15 protein-coding genes are annotated in these 18,232 nt (G+C 63.9%); 8 read left to right on the top strand and 7 right to left on the bottom strand.

Features of this window, described 5'->3' with window-relative positions; genetic code table 11:
- The first annotated feature begins 2 nt into the window (after window positions 1–2).
- A complete protein-coding gene (locus JQN66_RS16575; RefSeq protein ID WP_204675999.1) occupies window positions 3–1,784 on the top strand; it encodes a cytochrome b/b6 domain-containing protein in 1,782 nt (593 codons plus the stop codon).
- A 110-nt stretch (window positions 1,785–1,894) separates the two neighbouring features.
- A complete protein-coding gene (locus JQN66_RS16580; protein WP_188948068.1) occupies window positions 1,895–2,545 on the top strand; it encodes a class I SAM-dependent methyltransferase in 651 nt (216 codons plus the stop codon).
- Between the two features lie 99 nt (window positions 2,546–2,644).
- Here the strand turns inward: JQN66_RS16580 and JQN66_RS16585 are convergent, their stop codons facing one another.
- From JQN66_RS16585 to JQN66_RS16605, 5 genes are read right to left on the bottom strand one after another with little or no spacing between them, the layout of a single operon-like run.
- A complete protein-coding gene (locus JQN66_RS16585) occupies window positions 2,645–4,117 on the bottom strand; it encodes a rhamnulokinase (RefSeq protein ID WP_204676000.1) in 1,473 nt (490 codons plus the stop codon).
- Window positions 4,114–6,171 carry a bifunctional aldolase/short-chain dehydrogenase gene (locus JQN66_RS16590; protein ID WP_204676001.1) on the bottom strand — a complete coding sequence of 686 codons (2,058 nt, stop codon included), beginning with the start codon at window positions 6,169–6,171 and terminating at the stop codon, window positions 4,114–4,116. The genes JQN66_RS16585 and JQN66_RS16590 overlap by 4 nt, the downstream gene beginning before the upstream one ends.
- Before the next feature lie 33 nt (window positions 6,172–6,204).
- Complete coding sequence (locus tag JQN66_RS16595; RefSeq protein WP_204676002.1) at window positions 6,205–7,497, bottom strand: MFS transporter; 1,293 nt, start codon at window positions 7,495–7,497, stop codon at window positions 6,205–6,207.
- A 2-nt stretch (window positions 7,498–7,499) separates the two neighbouring features.
- Window positions 7,500–8,672 carry an L-rhamnose isomerase gene (gene rhaI, locus JQN66_RS16600; protein ID WP_204676003.1) on the bottom strand — a complete coding sequence of 391 codons (1,173 nt, stop codon included), beginning with the start codon at window positions 8,670–8,672 and terminating at the stop codon, window positions 7,500–7,502.
- Window positions 8,673–8,729: 57 nt separating this feature from the next.
- Entirely contained in the window at window positions 8,730–9,077 is a 348-nt protein-coding gene (locus JQN66_RS16605; protein ID WP_204677667.1) for an L-rhamnose mutarotase, read from the bottom strand.
- A 249-nt stretch (window positions 9,078–9,326) separates the two neighbouring features.
- Here JQN66_RS16605 and JQN66_RS16610 point away from each other — a divergent pair, with 249 nt between their 5' ends.
- On the top strand, window positions 9,327–10,346 hold the full coding sequence (locus tag JQN66_RS16610) for a LacI family DNA-binding transcriptional regulator (RefSeq protein WP_204676004.1): 1,020 nt from the start codon (window positions 9,327–9,329) through the stop codon (window positions 10,344–10,346).
- Window positions 10,347–10,378: 32 nt separating this feature from the next.
- On the opposite strand, the gene JQN66_RS16615 is transcribed toward JQN66_RS16610, so the two are convergent.
- Both JQN66_RS16615 and JQN66_RS16620 read right to left on the bottom strand, forming a co-directional pair.
- On the bottom strand, window positions 10,379–12,145 hold the full coding sequence (locus tag JQN66_RS16615; protein WP_204676005.1) for a plasmid pRiA4b ORF-3 family protein: 1,767 nt from the start codon (window positions 12,143–12,145) through the stop codon (window positions 10,379–10,381).
- A 206-nt stretch (window positions 12,146–12,351) separates the two neighbouring features.
- On the bottom strand, window positions 12,352–13,152 hold the full coding sequence (locus tag JQN66_RS16620; protein WP_204676006.1) for an IclR family transcriptional regulator: 801 nt from the start codon (window positions 13,150–13,152) through the stop codon (window positions 12,352–12,354).
- A 254-nt stretch (window positions 13,153–13,406) separates the two neighbouring features.
- Here JQN66_RS16620 and mhpD point away from each other — a divergent pair, with 254 nt between their 5' ends.
- The 5 genes from mhpD to JQN66_RS16645 all read left to right on the top strand — a co-directional run bounded on the left by mhpD (window position 13,407) and on the right by JQN66_RS16645 (window position 18,208).
- Window positions 13,407–14,222, top strand: coding sequence for a 2-keto-4-pentenoate hydratase (mhpD, locus tag JQN66_RS16625; RefSeq protein WP_188948065.1), 816 nt, complete (start codon window positions 13,407–13,409; stop codon window positions 14,220–14,222).
- On the top strand, window positions 14,222–15,196 hold the full coding sequence (locus JQN66_RS16630) for an acetaldehyde dehydrogenase (acetylating) (RefSeq protein WP_204676007.1): 975 nt from the start codon (window positions 14,222–14,224) through the stop codon (window positions 15,194–15,196). The genes mhpD and JQN66_RS16630 overlap by 1 nt, the downstream gene beginning before the upstream one ends.
- The gene (gene dmpG, locus JQN66_RS16635) at window positions 15,193–16,200 is read left to right on the top strand and encodes a 4-hydroxy-2-oxovalerate aldolase (RefSeq protein ID WP_204676008.1); all 1,008 of its coding nucleotides are present in this window, start codon (window positions 15,193–15,195) and stop codon (window positions 16,198–16,200) included. The genes JQN66_RS16630 and dmpG overlap by 4 nt, the downstream gene beginning before the upstream one ends.
- Before the next feature lie 32 nt (window positions 16,201–16,232).
- Window positions 16,233–17,414 carry a flavin reductase gene (locus JQN66_RS16640; protein WP_204676009.1) on the top strand — a complete coding sequence of 394 codons (1,182 nt, stop codon included), beginning with the start codon at window positions 16,233–16,235 and terminating at the stop codon, window positions 17,412–17,414.
- Window positions 17,415–17,767: 353 nt separating this feature from the next.
- On the top strand, window positions 17,768–18,208 hold the full coding sequence (locus JQN66_RS16645; RefSeq protein WP_204676010.1) for a hypothetical protein: 441 nt from the start codon (window positions 17,768–17,770) through the stop codon (window positions 18,206–18,208).
- Window positions 18,209–18,232 lie beyond the last annotated feature (24 nt).

Consider the following 18,232-nt stretch of genomic DNA (forward strand, 5'->3'; position numbering starts at 1 on the left):
CCATGAGCACCCCGACCCGTACGCTGCGCCAGGGGCTGCCGCGCATCCCCGGCGGCGAACCATGGCCGCCCGCCGGCTTCCCGGCCGCGGTCTCTGAAGACCTTCCGGGCAATTCCAGCCAGCTCGACACTGCGCAACCACCGGCTTGCGCCGATGCTGTCGATAATCCCGTGGCGCAGGCCCCCGCGTCGCCGACACCGGTGGAGCCAGCTGTCCCGGCCGCACCGTTGGTTCCCACTGTTCCAGCACCGGCCGTTGGAGGCGCCCTGCGCCGCGGTCTGCCGCGAGTGCCGGGAGCAGAGCCCTGGCCCCCGGCCGGAACTTCCATCGCGTCTGCCGGTACGGTTGAAGCTGCTGCACTGCCGGCACAAGCCGCGCCCGCCGCGGACCCGGAGGCCATCCCATCGGTCGGAACAGTCGCGACCGCGACCCCAGCCCCTGCTGTCCAGGCATCCACCGATCAGGCCGCTGAAACCGCTTCGGCAGGGAATCTGCGCCGCGGGCTGCCCCGGGTCCCCGGGGGCCAGCCATGGCCACCGGCATCGGCCGCCCCGGCCCACGCGGCTCCAGCGGCTTCCGTCGCTAAGAGCACTTCGCCCATACAACCTGCAGTCCCAGCCGAGCAGGAATCCGCGGCGCCGGCCGCGCAGACCAAACCTGCTGCTGCCACGCCATCGGCACCTGCGCCGCAGCCCGAAGCACCCGAACCCAAGGCAAAGCCGGCACAGCCCGCTGTGGTGGCGGCCTCGGTTGCCGAGCCCGCTCCGGCCAAGCCGACTGCGGCACCACAGCCGCGCAAGCCACTCGCCCCGGCAACTGCCCCAGCAAGGCCTGCCGCGGTGGCACCCAAGAAGTCCGAACCGAAGCGCCACGGCCCGCTGACCACCAGGCAGTGGGTGCTGGCCGGGGTGCTCGGCGCCTTCTGCGCACTGGGCATGGCCACCGCGGTCGTCCTGCTGGCCCGTTGGTTCGTCGGGTTCGACGCGATCTCCAGCTTCATCGCCCGCTACCCGGGCGAATACCACCTGCCCGAGTCGGCACCCGTGGGAATCCCGGGATGGCTTGCCTGGAACCACTTCTTCAACCTGTTCCTGATGGTCTTGATCATCCGTACAGGGTTGCAGGTCCGGCATCAGCGCAAACCGCCTGCCTATTGGTCCTCGAAACGCAGCCCCAAGGTGAGCATCAACCTGTGGCTGCACCAGAGCCTGGACCTGCTCTGGCTGGTCAATGGCCTGGTGTTCGTGGTCCTGTTGTTCGCTTCCGGGCACTGGATGAGAATCATCCCGACCTCCTGGGAAGTTTTTCCCCACGCCATCTCCGCCGCGCTGCAGTACATGACGCTGGACTGGCCCACGGAGAACGGCTGGGTGAACTACAACGCGTTGCAGCAGCTGGCCTACTTCGCGACGGTATTCATCGCCGCGCCGCTGGCGGCCGCCACCGGATTCCGCCTCAGTGCCTTCTGGCCCAAGAACGCGACGGCGCTGACCAAGCGCTATCCGATCGAAGTGGCCCGCGCGCTGCACTTCCCCACCATGCTCTACTTCGCGCTGTTCATCGTGGTGCATGTGGCGCTGGTGCTGTCCACCGGGGCGCTGCGCAACCTCAACCACATGTTCGCAGCCCAGGGATCCTCGGATCCAGCCGAGTTCGCCGACAACTGGACCGGCCTGTGGCTGTTTGCCGTGGCCATCCTGGCCACCGCGGCCGCCTGGGCTGCCTGCCGGCCGATGATCCTGGCGTCCATTGCCCGGCTCTTCGGAAAGGTCAGCGCACGGTAGGCAATGTATGGGTTTTTGCCGGTGGCGCAAACCGCCTCGCCCGGCCCGCCGCATGCGCCTAGGATCGTTGATGAGGACCCATCGGCTAGGAACTAAAGGGGAATGCAGGCATGGACCACCATCACGATACCGAGGAGCTTCGCGGAGTCGAGTTCTGGGAGAAGCACTACGGCGGCTCCGAGCGCGTCTGGTCGGGCAAGGTCAACCAAGTCATCGAGCGACTGGTCGCTCCGCTGGCCCCCGGCACCTCCCTTGACCTGGGCAGCGGCGAGGGAGGCGACGTGATGTGGATGGCCTCCCGCGGATGGCAGGCCACCGGTGTCGACATCTCCCCGACCGCGGTGGAGCGTGCCCGGCAGGACGCGGCGAAACACGGCTTCACCGAGCCGCAGGCCACTTTCATCGCCGCGGACCTGTCCGAGTGGAGCACCTCCCAGACCTTCGACCTCGTGACGCTGAGCTTCTTCCAGGCGCCGTTCGAGTTTGCGCGCGCCGAGATCCTGCGCAAGGCCGCGCAGCTGGTGGCCCCCGGTGGGCATCTGCTGGCGCTGTCCCATGCCGCACGGCCTTCCTTTGCCCCGGCCTTCGATGGCGAGGTTCCCGCCTTCCCGCAGCCGGATACCGAGCTCGAAGCGTTGCAGCTGGATTCCGATCGGTGGAACGTCCTGCAGGCGGAAGTCATCGAACGCGAGATCACCGATCCCAACGGGAACCCGGCCACGCTTGAAGACACCGTGGTGTTCATCCAGCGCAAGCAGTAGACGCCAAAACCAAAGAACCCCTTGGACCTGCGCTGCAGCAGGTGCAAGGGGATCTTTGCCGGCCGGACTCACGGCCGAGACCTAGATGCCCACACGGATCTAGGCCAGACTATGGGTCCTTTCAGGCTGGTAGGTTTCCAACTTGACCGAAGCGCGGACCATTTCCCGCAGGTCCACTTGGCTGCCTGACAGCGTGCGCAGTTGAACCAGCACGTTACCCAGAGCGGTGCACTCCACAGGCCCGGCGACCACCGGAACCCCCGCGAGATCCGCGGTACGCTGGCACAGCAGCCTGCCCTGCGACCCGCCCCCGACAACATGGATGTTCTCCGGCTCGAAACCGCCGAACGCCGCAGCAGCAAACGCTTGGGTTGCGAAGCTGGATGCTAAGGACTCGATGATCACGCGGATCAATTCCGCACGGGTGGACGGTGCCGCCCCTCCTGCAGCAACCACAGCTTCGCTGACGCGCTGTGGCATCCGTCCCGGTGCCAGGAATCTCTCGTCCTGCGGGTCGATGAGCACCGCCGGGACCGGCAGGGTCTCGGCTTGGGACAGCAGCTCTTCAAGGTTGGCTTCCGGCTCTCCGGACTGGGCGGACTGCTCGTTCCAGTGCCGGATGGACTCGCTGAGCAGGAATGTCCCAGTCACGTTCTTGAGGAATCGAACGCTCTGGTCCAGCCCCAGCTCATTGGTAAAGCCAGCATGTTGCGCCTCGCGGCTGAGTACCGGAGCATCTAGTTCTACACCGACCAGCCCCCAGGTTCCGCACGACACGTACGCCGAGCGCGGACCTGCCAGCGGAGTCGCGGCCACAGCACTGGCGGTGTCGTGCGAAGCCACCGCTACCACCTTGACCTCCGACCCAGCACCTAGCTCGGCAGCCAGCTGCGGGAGCAGGGTCCCGACCACGTGGCCGGGGTGGATCAGCTCAGGCAGCTTGCCGTCCACACCCAGATGGGAGGCGAGCCGCTCGTCCCAACCGCCGGTGCGCTGGTTGAGCAGTCCGGTGGTGGACGCGTTAGTCCACTCGCAACGCGCGGCTCCGGTCAGCAGCCAGTTGATGTAGTCAGGAACGAGAAGCACTGACTGCGCATCCCGCAACCGTGACTGTGCACGCTCCGCCTCCAGCTGGTACACGGTGTTAAAGGGCAGGAACTGCAGACCGTTTCGCTCGAAGAGCTCAGCCCGCTCGAAGTGCTTCTCCAGCTCCGGCACCGCACGCACATTACGCGGGTCCCGATAGTGGCGCACCTGCCCCAGTCGCTGGCCGTCGGCCAGCAGCGCATAGTCCACGGCCCACGAGTCCACGCCGATAGCGGCGATATCCGGTCGTCGCGCGAAGGCCAACGTCAAACCCTGGCGAATCTGCACCCACAGTTCGTCGATGTCCCAGGACAGGTCCTCGGCCTGCGCTCCCTCCTCCAGCGAGGCCAAGGGCACCGGACCGTTGGCAAAGCGGTGCACCAGCTCCAGCTCGAGCTTGCCGTCCACCAACGCTCCGATCATGACCCGTCCGCTGGTAGCGCCCAGGTCAATGGCGGCGACCGGTGCCTGAAACTCGGGGTTCATCGCAGGAACGCCGCCGCAACGCCGGAGTCCACCGGGATGTGCAAGCCGGTAGTGCGGGTCAGCTCCGGCCCGGTGAGCACGTACACCGCATCTGCAATGTTTTCCGGGACGACTTCGCGCTTGAGGATGGTTCGGTTGGCGTAGAACTGGCCGAGGTCCTCTTCAGCTACGCCGTAGGTCGCGGCGCGCTTGGCACCCCAGCCCCCGGCGAAGATGCCCGAACCACGAACCACGCCGTCAGGGTTGATGCCGTTGACACGTACACCGTGCTCACCCAGCTCGACGGCCAGCAATCGCACCTGGTGCGCCTGGTCGGCCTTGGTAGCCGAGTAGGCAATGTTGTTCGGGCCGGCAAAGACCGAGTTCTTGGAAGAGATGTAAATGATATCGCCTCCCATTTTCTGGTCGATGAGCACCTTGGCTGCTGCCTTCGAGATCAGGAAAGATCCCTTGGCCATCACGTCGTGCTGCAGATCCCAGTCAGCTTCGGTGGTTTCCAACAAGGACTTTGACAGCGAAAGTCCAGCATTGTTGACCACCAAGTCCAGCCCGCCGAAGGCCAGCACTGCCTGGTCAATGGCGGCCTGGACCGCAGCGGCGTCCGCCACATTCGCAGCCACGCCGACAGCAACATCCGAATCACCAAGCTCTGCGGCTGCTGCTTGGGCCTTTGCAAGATCCAGGTCGGCAATGACAACACAGGCACCTTCGGCAGCCAAGCGCTTGGCGACTGCCTTGCCGATGCCTGAAGCTGCGCCCGTGACCAGCGCAATACGCCCCGCATGCGACTTCGGCTTGGGCATTCGCTGCAGCTTGGCCTCTTCCAGAGCCCAGTACTCAATGCGGAACTTCTCTGCGTCGGAGATCGGGGTGTATGCATCCAGCGCCTCGGCACCGCGCATCACGTTGATGGCGTTGAGGTAGAACTCACCTGCCACGCGAGCGGTCTGCTTGTTCGCACCGTAGGAGAACATGCCTACGCCGGGCACCAGGACGATCAGCGGATCCGCGCCGCGCATGGCCGGGGAATTCTCGTCCTTATGCGCGTCATAGTAGGCCTGGTAGTCGGCGCGGTATTCGGCGTGGAGTTCGTTCAGCCGATCCAGCTGTTCTTCCACGCTGGCAGTTGCCGGCAGATCCAGCACCATCGGCTTGACCTTGGTGCGCAAGAAGTGGTCCGGGCAGCTGGTGCCCAGGGCAGCCAGCCGCGAAAGCTTCTCACGCGAGAGGAAGTCCAGCACGCGCTCGTCATCGGTGAAATGGCCGACCATCGGCTTGTCGGTGCTGGCAAGCCCGCGAATGGTGGGGGCCAGTGCTGCGGCCAGATCATTACGCTGTTCAGCAGGAAGCGCCTCGAAGCCAGCCACGATCGGCCCGAAAGGCTCGGCGGCCCCATGCTCCTCGATGTACGCGGCGGCGGTGTCAATGATCCACAGCGAGTTCGCTTCGGATTCCTCGGACGTTTCGCCCCAGGCGGTGATGCCGTGGCCGCCCAAGATGCAGCCAACGGCCTGCGGGTTGGCATCCTTGATCGCGGCGATGTCCAGGCCCAGCTGGAAACCCGGACGGCGCCAGTCCACCCAGGCAACCTTGTCGCCGAAGATCTTTGCGGTCAGTTCGCGGCCGTTGGCGGCCGTGGCGATCGCAATGCCCGAGTCCGGGTGCAGGTGGTCCACGTGGTTCGCGTTGACCAAGCCGTGCATGGCGGTATCGATGGATGGCGCGGCGCCGCCCTTGCCGTGCAGGCAGTAGTCGAACGCAGCAACCATTTCGTCTTCGCGCTCCACGCCCGGGTAGACGTTGACCAACGAGCGCATGCGGTCCAGGCGCAGGGTGGACAAGCCATTTTCGGTCAGCGTGCCCAGGTCTCCCCCCGAGCCCTTGACCCAGAGCAGCTCAATTTCCTCGCCGGTGACCGGGTCGGTGGCGGTGCCTTTCGCCGAGGTGTTGCCACCGGCGTAGTTGGTATTCTTCTTGTCGCTTCCCAGGCGGTTGGACCTGGCAATCAAATCCGCCGCGGCATTGGTGGTGGTTGAGGCAATGCTTTGAGTCATGATGCTCGTTTTTCTTTCGATGTCGAAAATGGTTTAAGCGTCGGCCTTGGCCCCGTAGCGGGCCAGCTCGATTTCTTCCAGGGTCTTTCCGCGGGTTTCCGGCGCCCAGATGGTGCCGATCAGCAGCGCCGCAACCAGCAGCCCGATGATCAGCAGGCCCAGCTTGGCCAGACCCATGCTGGTGAGCAGGACCGGGAATACCAGCGAGAGCAGGCCGACCATCACGCGGGCCAGCATAAACAGCACGCCCTGGGCGCTGGCGCGGTACTTCGTCGCAAACAGCTCGGCGGTCCACAGTCCGTAGAAAGCCTGCGCGCCGATGCCGGCAGAGATGCCCCAAGCCACCGCATAGAACAGCAGCGAGAAAGCGCCTGGAGGTGCGAAGATCAGCACGACCCAGGCCACGACGCCCAGCAGGGCGCCGGCGAAGTACAACCAACGGCGGGAGATCTTGTCGCCATACTTCATGAAGCCGAAGTAGGTGGCAGCCGCGGTCAGCACCCACACCAGAACCTGCAGCAGATTCTGCTGGGTTGCCGATTCGACGCCGGCAGCCTCGTAAACCCGCGGCTGGAAGATGCCAGCTTGACCGGCAACGGTGTTCCACAGTCCATAGACACCCAGCAGGAAGAGCAAGGCTCCCCAGTTCTTGCGCTCGGCCAGCAAACCGCGCATGCCGGAGAAGAAGGAAACCTTCACACCGCTGGCCAGCTCGGCTTCGCGCTGTTCCTTCCAGCGAGTCGATTCGGGCAGCCCGCGGCGGACCCACCAGGTCACGGCAGCGATGACGAACAGATGGAAGAAGATCATGCGGGAGCCGTTTACGCCCCACGGCTCCACCAAAATAGCGAGGGCGAAACCAATGGCTGGGCCAATTGACCAAGCCAGCTGGGCAGTGCCAACGTGGGCGGCCCGCGACTCACTCGGAGCTTCCTCCGCGATGTAAGTCCACGATGCAGGCACACCGGCACCGACTGCGATACCCATCAGCACTACGCCAAGGATTAGGAGTCCCGTGCTAGCAGTGAAGGTAATCATCAGCGCACCGATCATGAACAGAATCAGATCGTAGGTGTAAATGAACTTGCGTCCCAGACGGTCACACAGCGGGCCGCCAATCAATGCACCAAGCGCAGCGCCGAAGGCGTTTGCCGAGACCGCGGCGATGACGCCGACTAATGAATCGTCGAAACCAAACGCCTCTTGCCACAGCGTCAGGCTCGTGGCCAAAGCGATGATTGCTCCGGCTTCAATGTAGTTGCTCATCGCAACCGCGATGGTGGCCTTCCACCCGGTGATGCCGCGCTTCTTTGCAACGGTAGTCATCGTTATGCTCCCCAGCTTGCCTGTACGCCGCCAGCGCGTTCATTTTCAATAGTTGATTGGTAGTCCGAGACGCGGAAGGCCTCCATCGGGTCAGCAGGCAACCCACGCGAGGTGCGCCACTGGGCCAGTTCTTCTCGTACGTCAGTGTAGAAAGCATTCATGAAGATCTCGTTGGCCTTTAACACGTCACCGGATAGCTGGGCCTCGGTAAGCGCGACCCTGTCGATCAGCAACGCACGCGCTGTCATTTCCTGCACGTTCAAAACACTTCGAATCTGGCCCAGGATCTTGTTCTCGACATTGTGGCACTGGTCGAGCATGAAGGTGATCGGAGTATTCACTTCGAGTCCACCCCCACGGTGGACCTCGGCCATGATGCGGAAGAGCTGATACGGATCGGCCGCACCAACGATGAGGTCGTCGTCCGCGTAGAATCGCGAGTTGAAGTCAAACGATCCCAGCTTGCCAAGACGCAGTAGCTGCATCACGATGAACTCGATATTCGTGCCCGGTGCGTGGTGGCCGGTGTCCAGACAGACCATGGCTTTCTCCCCCAGTTCCGCGACCTGAGCGTAGGAAGTACCCCAGTCCGGAACATCGGTGTGGTAGAAAGACGGCTCGAAGAACTTGTATTCAAGCACCAGGCGATGGTTCTCACCCAGACCGGAGTAGATCTCGGACAACGAGTCGGCAAGTCGGTCCTGACGGCCGCGCATGTCTGCCTGGCCCGGGTAGTTGGAACCTTCGGCCAGCCAGATCTTAAGGTCTCGCGAACCGGTGGCGTTCATGACGTCGATGCATTCAAGATGGTGGTCGATCGCCTTGCGGCGGATCTTGGGATCCTCGTGGGTCAGCGCACCGAATTTGTAATCATCGTCTTGGAAGGTGTTGGAGTTGATAGTACCTAGCTCAACGCCAAGGTCCTGGGCATGGCGGCGCAGGATCGAGTAGTCCTCCACTTTGTCCCAAGGAATATGAAGGGCAACGGCGGGGGCGAGCCCGGTCAGCCGGTTCACCTGGGCAGCGTCGGCAATCTTTTCGAAGGGATCGCGCGGGGTGCCCGGCGTGCCGTAGACCTTGAAGCGCGTACCGGAATTGCCATAGGCCCATGAAGGGACTTCAACGGCCAGGCGTTCAAGGGTGGTTAGGATCTCGGGGCTCAACTTTGCGCCCATGGATCTCTCCGTTCTGTCGTGCGTTGATAGAGGTGGGAAGTTTTTCTGGCCTGACTGCTAGTCCGCAGTCGGAACGAGTGCGGCCATCTGGGATTCAAGATTGAAGACTTCTCCCAGCCGAAGCGCACTCTGGTCAGGTCTGCCGTCAAGGGAGACGAAGAAGTCGGCCATTTCGGCCTCCCACTGTGCGGTCCGAGGATCCGCGTCCAGTGCCACTTGGGCCGCCTCGTCGTCATCGGTCTCGTAGTAGCCGATGAGAAGACCATCCTCGCGGAGGAACAGCGAGTAATTCCTGCGACCAGCGTCACTGATGGCTTGCAGCATCTGCGGCCAGACAGCGGCATGGCGGCGCACGTACTCCTCCAGACGATCCTGCTTAACCTGAAGCTGGAAGCAAACTCGCATTGCCATCGGCCCTCCTCGTTGAAATGTGCCTGATCAGTCGCAGGACACCAAGTCCCATAGACCATAAATGAATCGTTTCAATTGATGCGACTTCACCGAGTTTAGATTACTTGAACCGCATTATTCAAGAGAGACCTCGCGTGATTGTGCAATATTTTGAAACCTTTCAATCAAGGATGCCCAGAGACCTTCAACCACGCGGAGGATATACTCGCAAGGAGCAGTGAAAAGCAACGGAATGGAACACCTGTGACAGTCAGCGTGAAGGAAGTCGCCGCCGAGGCGGGGGTTTCCGTGGGCACGGTCTCCAACGTGCTCAACCGTCCGCAGGTCGTTTCCGAACGCACGGTCGCCAGAGTTACGGCAGCTATCGACAAACTCGGGTTCGTCCGCAACGATGCTGCGCGCCAGCTGCGCGCAGGACGTAGCCGCAGTTTCGGACTCATCGTGCTGGACACACGCAACCCGTTCTTCATGGACGTCACCCAAGGTGCCCAACACCGGGCACTGGAGAACGGCTATACCGTCCTGACTGGCACCAGCGACAATTCATTGAGTACCGAGCAGCAACTACTTGACCTCTTCGAGGAGCAACGGGTGGCCGGCGTGCTCATCTCCCCCATGCACGGAGACATGGGCAAATTATGGAAATTGCGCAACTCCGGAACCCCGGTAGTCCTAGTGGACCGCGGTAGCGGCGACCGCAGCTTTTCCTCGGTGTCGGTGGACGATGTGGAAGGCGGTCGTCTGGCCGCATCCCACCTGGTCGGCCTCGGACGGCGCCGGATCGCCTACGTCGGAGGACCGGATAGCATCGAACAAGTACGCCACCGGCTGGAGGGCGCTCGCGAGATCGTTGCAGGAACCCCCGAGGCGATTCTCGAATACATCCCCACCAAAAAACTGACCGTCATGGAAGGTCGAGCTGCCGGCGAGCGCATTGCCGCCATGGAGCCAAGGATTCGACCTGACGCTGTATTCGCTGCCAATGATCTGCTAGCCATGGGCCTATTGCAGGCCTTTGTCATGTCCAGAAAGATTCGTGTTCCCGAAGACATCGCTCTGATCGGCTACGACAATATTGATTTCGCGGAATCGGCCATCGTGCCGATCACCACGATCAGCCAGCCGGCAGCCGAAATCGGGCGCACCGCAGTGGACGTCCTATTGCGTGAAGCCGACGCCGGCGAGGATGCGGTCCGCGAGCAATTCGTGTTCGCTCCCAAGCTCGTGGTGCGCGCATCCACCGCAGGAATCAAAAACACCTAGTCCAAAGCCAGATTCCAGAGACGGACTACGCCCTAAAACTCCTCCATCAGCCGTTCGTTGACCGAATCAATGGTGAACTCCGCTGGATCCGGGATCTCGAAATACATGTCGTCCAGCCACTCCCGGACTTCCTCGTGCTCCGGATGCCCGGCATCCCGGATAATTTCCATTTTGGCGTCCCATCCCTCGGTTCCGCCGGAATCCTCCAGCGGCGAGAAGCGCCGGCCTCCGGTACAGCGCGGCAGGAATCCCCCGTCCGCGTCGAGGACCTTCTCGACATCGATGCGCACCCGCCAGTCATCCCCGAAGTCATAGCTGTACTCCAGCCTGTCCTTCTCGGCCTTGAGGACTTCCGACACCAGGGCAGCGGTTTCATCGACATCGACTTCCGTCTCGGGGATGTCCGCCCCGTAACTGGTCCCGTCGTAGAGCCCGGTGCGGAAGATGTGCAGATGACTGTTGTCCCAGTTGAAGGCGGCCTGGATGATGTCATGCAGGTCGCCTAGGTGCAGATCCATGGGCACCAGCACCCGGCGCCAGATCGGCGGCTTGGTATCCCGCAGTCCCAGCTTCAGCTGCAGGACTTGCCCGGTATACGGCTCGGTCCGCTCGGGGCGGAACAGCTCTTCTTCCTCCCAGTCTGCAGCGTCACCGTAGAGTGTTTCCTCGTCGGCGTCGGGACCCAGTTCCTCGTCCTCCAGGTCCGCCAGAATGGCCTGCACCACGGGTGGCACCGTGTAGAAGTCGCCGGATTCAACGATTCCCAAATCAATCATTTCCCGCATCCGCGCGTGGGCCTTCGCCCAGACCTCCTCGCTGCGGTCCGGGTATCGATCTCCCGCCACCAATTGAGGCTCGCCGTCCTGAGCCGCGGTGAGCCAGCCCAGCGTCAGGTCCCACACTTCGTCGGCCTCCTCATCGCCTTCTTCAGGAGTCGCGATCAGCAGCTGGATTACAGAACGCACCAGCAGATAGGTGGCGCCCAGACCCACATCCCCCTCGGCCGTGGCGAATCCCTGGGCATTGTCGATAAGCTGCGGCTGGCCGAAGTCCAGACTCAGCACCCCTGCCATGGCCAGCCCCATGAAGACGTATCCCACGATCACCTCACGGCGTTCGCCGGTGATCCCCTCCGGGATCGACGCCGCCAGCTCCTGCACGGCGGATTGGATGAAAGGCTCGGGATTCTTGGAGTCCCACTCGCGTTCAGGCGCATTGGCAACCCAGTCGGCCATCGCATGCCCGAGCGCGACTACCGGCATGACATCGAACTGCGCTTTCGCAACGGCCTCGCGTTCTTCCGTGCTCAGCTCGGCCTCCGGCTCGAAGATCCCGCCGATTCCAGGTCCCCCGTTGAACGCAAACTGCGCGCTGTGCAGGCCTTCGCGCAGCATCTCCAGCTCTCTGGCGTGATGCTTCCATTGCCCGGATTCTTCGAGGAACAGGCTGTAGGAAATCCAGGCTTCGGAAAGGATCCTGCCGAGGTGCTCCTGGTCCTCGCGGCGTTCTTCGCGTTCGACCAAGCCGTGGACAATGGCCACAACAGCTTGGGGGTCGAAGTCCGTGACGGAGTCCAAGCCGACGAGATCCGCGTAGAAGCTCAGCGAATCGCGCACCGCCATCAGGTCCATCTCCACCGCGCCGGCGCCCTGATAGGTCTGGTCGAACCATCGCACGTAGTCCGGAGTCAGCGCGTCGAGCCCCCGTTTGACCTTCGCATGGGTCAGCGAGAGGACATTGGCGTTGACTTTCGCCGGATGCCCCTGCTTGCGCTGCGGCTTCTTCTTTTTCTTGGCCACTGCAGCCACCTCATTTCAGCGTCGCCTTGCTTTTCCTCAAGGCTACGGCGGGTCGAGGCCCAACATCACGTTATTGCCTCGCGCAATGCCGAAAGACGTGCAATGCTGCCAGGCATCCTCCATTGGATGCCTGACAGCATTTGGCGGCCATGACCGGGCGGCTTGAGAGTAAGCCAACGAGCGCCGGAGCGACTGGCGAATGCCAGTCAGGCGGTCATCGAAGCCGGGGCACTGAGCGCCTCGGAGATTCGATGCGCGGCCTGCTGAACCAGCGGAGCCACCAGCTCCATGGAATCGCGGCCTCGGCCCACCAGTGACAGCGCGGCCACCGGTTTGCGGCGAATGCGGATGGCCGAGGCAACGCAGGTGATGCCTTCGTAGCTTTCACCGGTTTCATAGGCCAGGCCCCCGCGGCGGCGGATGCGCGCCAGCTCCGAGTACAGCAAGGCCGAGTCGGTCAACGTCTTGCCGGTGACTCCCGGCAGGCCGCTCGCGAAAATCTCGTCCAGGTCTTCCGGGTCCATCCACGCCAGCATCGATTTGCCCAATGCGGTGCCGTGGGCCGGATTGACGCCGCCCACGCGGGAGGGAATGGTCACCGCAGTCGGTCCACCCAACTTGTCGAGGTAGCGGATATTCGCGCCCTCCAGCACCGCCAGATGCACGATCTTGCCGGTGCGGATCTGCAGATCGTGCAGCAACGGCGCCGCCTCTGCGCGGATTCGGCTGCTGATCGAGTCGTTGTTGCGGTACTTCAGCGAGCGCCATCCCATGCCGTAGCCGTCCGGGGCGTGCTCCAGCCAGCCCAGCTGCACCAGCTGGTCGAGGATGCGGTGCGTGGTTGACCGCGGCAACCCGGCGCGAACCGTGATTTCATCCAGAAGCAGGCGCGCATCCTGGGGCTCGAATGCCTCCATGATCATGGTCATGCGGGAGACCATGGACGGAGCCTGGCTGGCCGTCTGCATAGCCGGCATAAGGGTGGGGGCAGAGGTCAAAACGCTCATTTGGAAACCTTCCTGGGAAAAGGGATTCAAGTCTTCTGCTGCGCATCGTTGCGCAGGTCATGCTTGTGTCCGGATCACCGGAAGCTGCTGCAAACTTCCATGTGACATGAACCACGTCTTTGTTTTCATTCACTGTACACGTCACTACAGAGAAAAACTAGAACTAGTTTCAATTTATTTATCCCGCTCTCTGAGACAACCGAATCACGTCCCGAAGCGAGCTGTGGATACTGGAGTTTCACTTTGGAGGACGGATGACTACACACACTCAAACGGTTCGCGCACAGTCCACGGCACTGGCGGATCTCGCCCTGCGTCTGCGCGAGGCTGAACTCAACGGCGTTGCCATCAGCCCCATCCGCGATGAGCTCGCCGCCGGCGGCATCGAAGCCGCCTACGAGGTCCAGCGGCTGAACGAGGACCACGCGATCAGCGCCGGACGCCGGGTCGTCGGCCGCAAGATCGGCCTGACCTCCCCTGCCGTGCAGGCCCAAATGGGTGTGGACCAGCCTGATTTCGGGGTACTGTTCGCAGACATGTGCCTGGCCGACGGCGAGCCGCTGGCCGCCAACGCGGTGCTGCAGCCGCGGGTCGAGGCGGAAATCGCACTGGTCCTGAACAAGGACCTGCCGCACCCGGACACCACCATCACCGAACTGATCTCCGCGGTGGACCACCTGCTTCCGGCCATCGAAATCGTCGGCTCCCGCATCGAGAACTGGGATATCTCGATTCTGGACACGATTGCGGACAACGCCTCCTGCGGGCAGATCGTCACCGGCACGGTGCCGGTGCTGCCCACGGCGCTGGACCTGTCGGCCGTCGGCATGGCCATGGAAGTCAACGGCAAGGTGCGCTCGGTCGGATCCGGCGCCGCCTGCCTGGGCCACCCCTACCGCGCCGCGCTCTGGCTGGTGCGCCGCATGGCATCGCTGGGCCGGCCGCTGCGCGCCGGAGAAATCCTGATGACCGGGGCGCTGGGCCCCATGGTCGACTTCCCCGCCGGAGCCAACGCGGTGGCAACCATCCAGGGCCTGGGACAGGTCCGCATCACGCACGAGGAGAACTAATGGAACAGCACAATCGCTGGCCGGTGGCCATCATCGGCTCCGGCAATATCGGCACCGACCTGATGATCAAGGTCATGCGCGGCTCGACGCGCCTGGAAATGGGCGCCATGGTCGGCATCGACCCGGAATCCGACGGCCTGCGCCGCGCGGCCAAGTTCGGGGTGCCCACCACCGCCGAGGGCATCGACGGCTTGCTGGCCCTGCCGAACTTCAAGGACATCAAGGTCGTCTTCGACGCGACCAGCGCCGGCGCGCACCGCGCCAACTGGGAGAAGCTGAAGGATACCGGGGTCCGGGTGCTGGATCTGACCCCGGCGGCCGTCGGTCCGTCCTGCATCCCGGTGGTCAATCTGGAAGACCACCTGGATGACTCGAACCTGAACATGGTCACCTGCGGCGGCCAGGCCACCGTGCCGATGGTTGCGGCCATCAGCGCCGTCGCCCCCGTACGCTACGCGGAAATCGTCTCTTCGGTCTCCTCGAAGTCCGCCGGCCCGGGCACCCGCGCCAACATCGACGAATTCACCGAGACCACCTCGCAGGCGCTAGTGGACATCGGCGGCGCGGGCCGCGGCAAGGCCATCATGATCCTGAACCCCGCCGAGCCCCCGATGCTCATGCGCAACACCGTCTACGCGCTGGTCGAGGGTGATCCGGACGTGCAGCAGATCGAAGCCTCGATCCTGGACATGGCAGCCAAGGTGCAGGGCTACGTCCCCGGCTACCAGCTCAAGCAGGCCGTGCAGTTCGAGACCTTCACCGAGCAGAACCCGCTGTACCTGCCGGAATCCGGCAAGTTCACCGGCGTCCGCGTCACCGTGATGCTGGAAGTCACCGGCGCCGCGCACTACCTGCCGGCCTACGCGGGCAACCTGGACATCATGACCTCCGCGGCGATGGCCGTGGCCGAACGCTGGGCACAGCACCACTCAACCACCGCAGAAAACCCAGCACTCCAGGAGGCCCGGGCATGAGCAAGCTCTACATCTCAGATGTCACCCTGCGCGATGGCATGCACGCCATCCGCCACCAGTACAGCGTCGAGCAGGCGGTCGCCATCGCCACCGAACTGGACAAGGCCGGGGTCGCCTCCATCGAGGTCGCCCACGGCGACGGCATCAACGGCTCCTCCTGCGTCTACGGCTTCGGCGCCCACACCGATCTGGAGTGGATCTCCGCGGTCGCCGCAGCGGTGAAGAACGCCAAGGTCGCCACCCTGGCGCTGCCGGGCATCGCCACCATCACGGACTTGAAGGCCGCCAACTCGGCCGGCGCCACCGTGGTGCGCATCGCGACCCACAGCACCGAGGCGGATGTCTCCGCGCAGCACATCACCGCCGCGCGCGAGCTGGGCATGGACACCGTGGGCTTCTTGATGATGTCCCACATGACCGAGCCGGCCGAGCTGGCCCGCCAGGCCAAGCTCATGGAAAGCTACGGCGCCACCTGCGTGTACGTGGTGGACTCCGGCGGCGCGCTGACCCCGAAGGGCGTGGCCGAACGCGTCGACGCCTTCCGCCAGCTGCTGGACCCTGCCACCGAGATCGGCATCCACGCCCATGAGAACCTCTCGCTGAGCATCGCGAACTCGCTCACCGCCGTGGAACACGGCGCGAACCGCGTGGACGCCTCGCTGGCAGGCATGGGAGCTGGAGCGGGCAACGCCCCGCTGGAGGCGTTCATCGCCGCCGCCGACAAGTACGGCTTCGAGCACGGCTGCGACTTGCCCACGCTCATGGACGCGGCCGACGACCTGGTCCGCCCGCTGCAGGACCGCCCGGTACGCGTGGACCGCGAAACCCTGTCGCTGGGCTACGCGGGCGTGTACTCCAGCTTCCTGCGCCATGCCGAAGCCGCCAGCGAGCGCTACGGCATCGCCACCACCGACATCCTCATGGAACTGGGCAAGCGCCGCATGGTCGGCGGCCAGGAGGACATGATCGTGGATGTCGCCTTGGACCTCATCGGCCAGAAATAGCTGCGCCAGCGAAGCACTGAAAGGAAAAGACCGTGAATGCAGTAGCACTGGGGGCACAGACCCCGCCCGTCTCAGATCCGATGGCGTTCCGCAACGTCCTGGGACACTTCCCGACCGGCGTCGTGCTGATCACCGGCATCGCCGATGACGGCGAGCCGGTCGGCATGATCGTCGGCTCCTTCACCTCGGTGTCGCTGGATCCACCGCTGGTGGGCTTCCTGCCCACGGTGGCGTCCTCCACCTTCAAGAAACTGCGCACCGCCAGCTCCTTCTGCGTGAACGTGCTGGCCGCGGACCAGGAGGAGCTGTGCCGCCGCTTCGCCGGCCGCGCGCCGAACAAATTCGAGGACATCGACTGGACCCCGGCGCCATCCGGCGCCCCGGTGCTGGACGGCGCGGTCGCCTACATCGACTGCACCTTCGAGTCCATCACCGACGCGGGAGACCACTACATCGTGGTCGGCGCGGTACAGGAGCTGCAGGTCTGCTCCCCGGTGGCCCCGCTGCTGTTCTTCCAAGGCGGCTACGGGCGCTTCGCCCCGTTGTCGCTGCATGCCCCGTTCGAAACGGACCTGATCCGCGGGGTGCGCCGCGCCGAACGCCACAGCCCGACAATGAAGCAGCTCGCCGCATCGCTGGGCGCGGATATTTCCACCATGGCGGTCATCGGCGACGAAATGGCGGTGATCGTCTCCGGCACCGGGGAGTTCCATGACGGCCAGCGCCTGGGCGAACGCATCCCGCTGATGCCACCCATGGGTGAGATGTGCCTGGCATGGGAGGACGAAGAGACCATCGACCGCTGGCTGGCCCGCGCGCTGCCCTCGGACGAATGCACCCCCCAGGACTACCGCGCCAGGCTGCAGGTCGCCCGCGACCGCGGCTGGTCGGTGACCATGCGCGGGGACTACGCGGACGACGAGGTCTACTCGGTGCTGCGCGAGTACTCCTCGGGCCTGTACACCCCGGCCCAGGAACGCAGGCTGCGCGAGATCATCGCGCAGACCTCTTCCGGCTACGCCCCGGTGGACTTCGCCGCGGAGGACACCTATGACGTGGACTCGCTGCTGGCCCCGGTCCGCGACGCCGCCGGCAAGGTCCGCTTGGTCCTGCGCGCCTCCGGCCTGCCGCAAGGCGTTTCCGGAACCCAGGTGCTGGCCTGGTCCCAGGAGCTGGTGCGCACCGCAGAAGAAATGAGCGGCGCCGAAGACTAGGAAGCCACAACCGCCAAACCGAGCAGACCCCCGACGGAATTTTCCGCCGGGGGTCTGCTCGTCCCGTTCCGCCGTCCGGGACTGCGCCACGCGCCGGAAGCACCGCGCCCGCAGCCAATACCCCATAACGCCCTGCCGGAAGTCGAAAAAATCTCGATACAAGGAATTCATTGGCCGTAATCCATGCTGGATGTCGAATGTTCGATACGGGAATTTGGGCGTATTGTCAGAGGAACACTCCACGATGATCACCGAGCGCCGTAGGCGACACCCGGGGATTCCTGCTGGCAACCACTGCAGCAGGATTTCGTGGGCAATCACCTTTCGGAGAGCTGCCATCAGCGGAGGAAAATATGGACTATCCAGAGCTGCGTTCGCGCACGAGCCAACGGGTCAGCGAACTTCTCAGTTCTCCTGAGGCCAGACGCCATCTCGCCAGTTACGGCTGGACCGAAGGGATGCCCGTCGTGCTGGCGGATCGCGAGGAGCTGCTTGAAGACGTGATGGGGTTCGTTTCCATTCATGGCCGTGCGGTCCTTCTGGCGCTCTGCGAAGCCGAGAGCGACCATCTGGAACTTTGGCACATCACCATTCCCAGCCCGATCTTCACCAGGGTTGCGCCCCTGCCGCCCGAAACCACCCTGGGCGACTTATGCGTGCGGAACCGGCAATCCCGGCTCTCGCCGTTTCGCGTGTCCTTTTGGGCGCACAGCGCGGCGATCCACGAGGTGCCGTGTTTCATCCGTACGGATATGAGCTTCACCAGATCCGTTGCGCCCGCAGAGCCGTACTAGGCCCGCACCGGACCAGAGTTCCCT

The sequence above is a fragment of the Glutamicibacter protophormiae genome (genome assembly GCF_016894325.1).
GTDB lineage: Bacteria > Actinomycetota > Actinomycetes > Actinomycetales > Micrococcaceae > Glutamicibacter > Glutamicibacter protophormiae.

Excerpts from the sequence above, each read along its gene's own strand:
- JQN66_RS16575 (WP_204675999.1), top strand. The coding sequence starts at position 3 with ATGAGCACCCCGACCCGTACGCTGCGCCAGGGGCTGCCGCGCATCCCC.
- JQN66_RS16580 (WP_188948068.1), top strand. The coding sequence starts at position 1,895 with ATGGACCACCATCACGATACCGAGGAGCTTCGCGGAGTCGAGTTCTGG.
- JQN66_RS16585 (WP_204676000.1), bottom strand. The coding sequence starts at position 4,117 with ATGAACCCCGAGTTTCAGGCACCGGTCGCCGCCATTGACCTGGGCGCT.
- JQN66_RS16590 (WP_204676001.1), bottom strand. The coding sequence starts at position 6,171 with ATGACTCAAAGCATTGCCTCAACCACCACCAATGCCGCGGCGGATTTG.
- JQN66_RS16595 (WP_204676002.1), bottom strand. The coding sequence starts at position 7,497 with ATGACTACCGTTGCAAAGAAGCGCGGCATCACCGGGTGGAAGGCCACC.
- rhaI (WP_204676003.1), bottom strand. The coding sequence starts at position 8,672 with ATGGGCGCAAAGTTGAGCCCCGAGATCCTAACCACCCTTGAACGCCTG.
- JQN66_RS16605 (WP_204677667.1), bottom strand. The coding sequence starts at position 9,077 with ATGCGAGTTTGCTTCCAGCTTCAGGTTAAGCAGGATCGTCTGGAGGAG.
- JQN66_RS16620 (WP_204676006.1), bottom strand. The coding sequence starts at position 13,152 with ATGAGCGTTTTGACCTCTGCCCCCACCCTTATGCCGGCTATGCAGACG.
- mhpD (WP_188948065.1), top strand. The coding sequence starts at position 13,407 with ATGACTACACACACTCAAACGGTTCGCGCACAGTCCACGGCACTGGCG.
- JQN66_RS16630 (WP_204676007.1), top strand. The coding sequence starts at position 14,222 with ATGGAACAGCACAATCGCTGGCCGGTGGCCATCATCGGCTCCGGCAAT.
- dmpG (WP_204676008.1), top strand. The coding sequence starts at position 15,193 with ATGAGCAAGCTCTACATCTCAGATGTCACCCTGCGCGATGGCATGCAC.
- JQN66_RS16645 (WP_204676010.1), top strand. The coding sequence starts at position 17,768 with ATGGACTATCCAGAGCTGCGTTCGCGCACGAGCCAACGGGTCAGCGAA.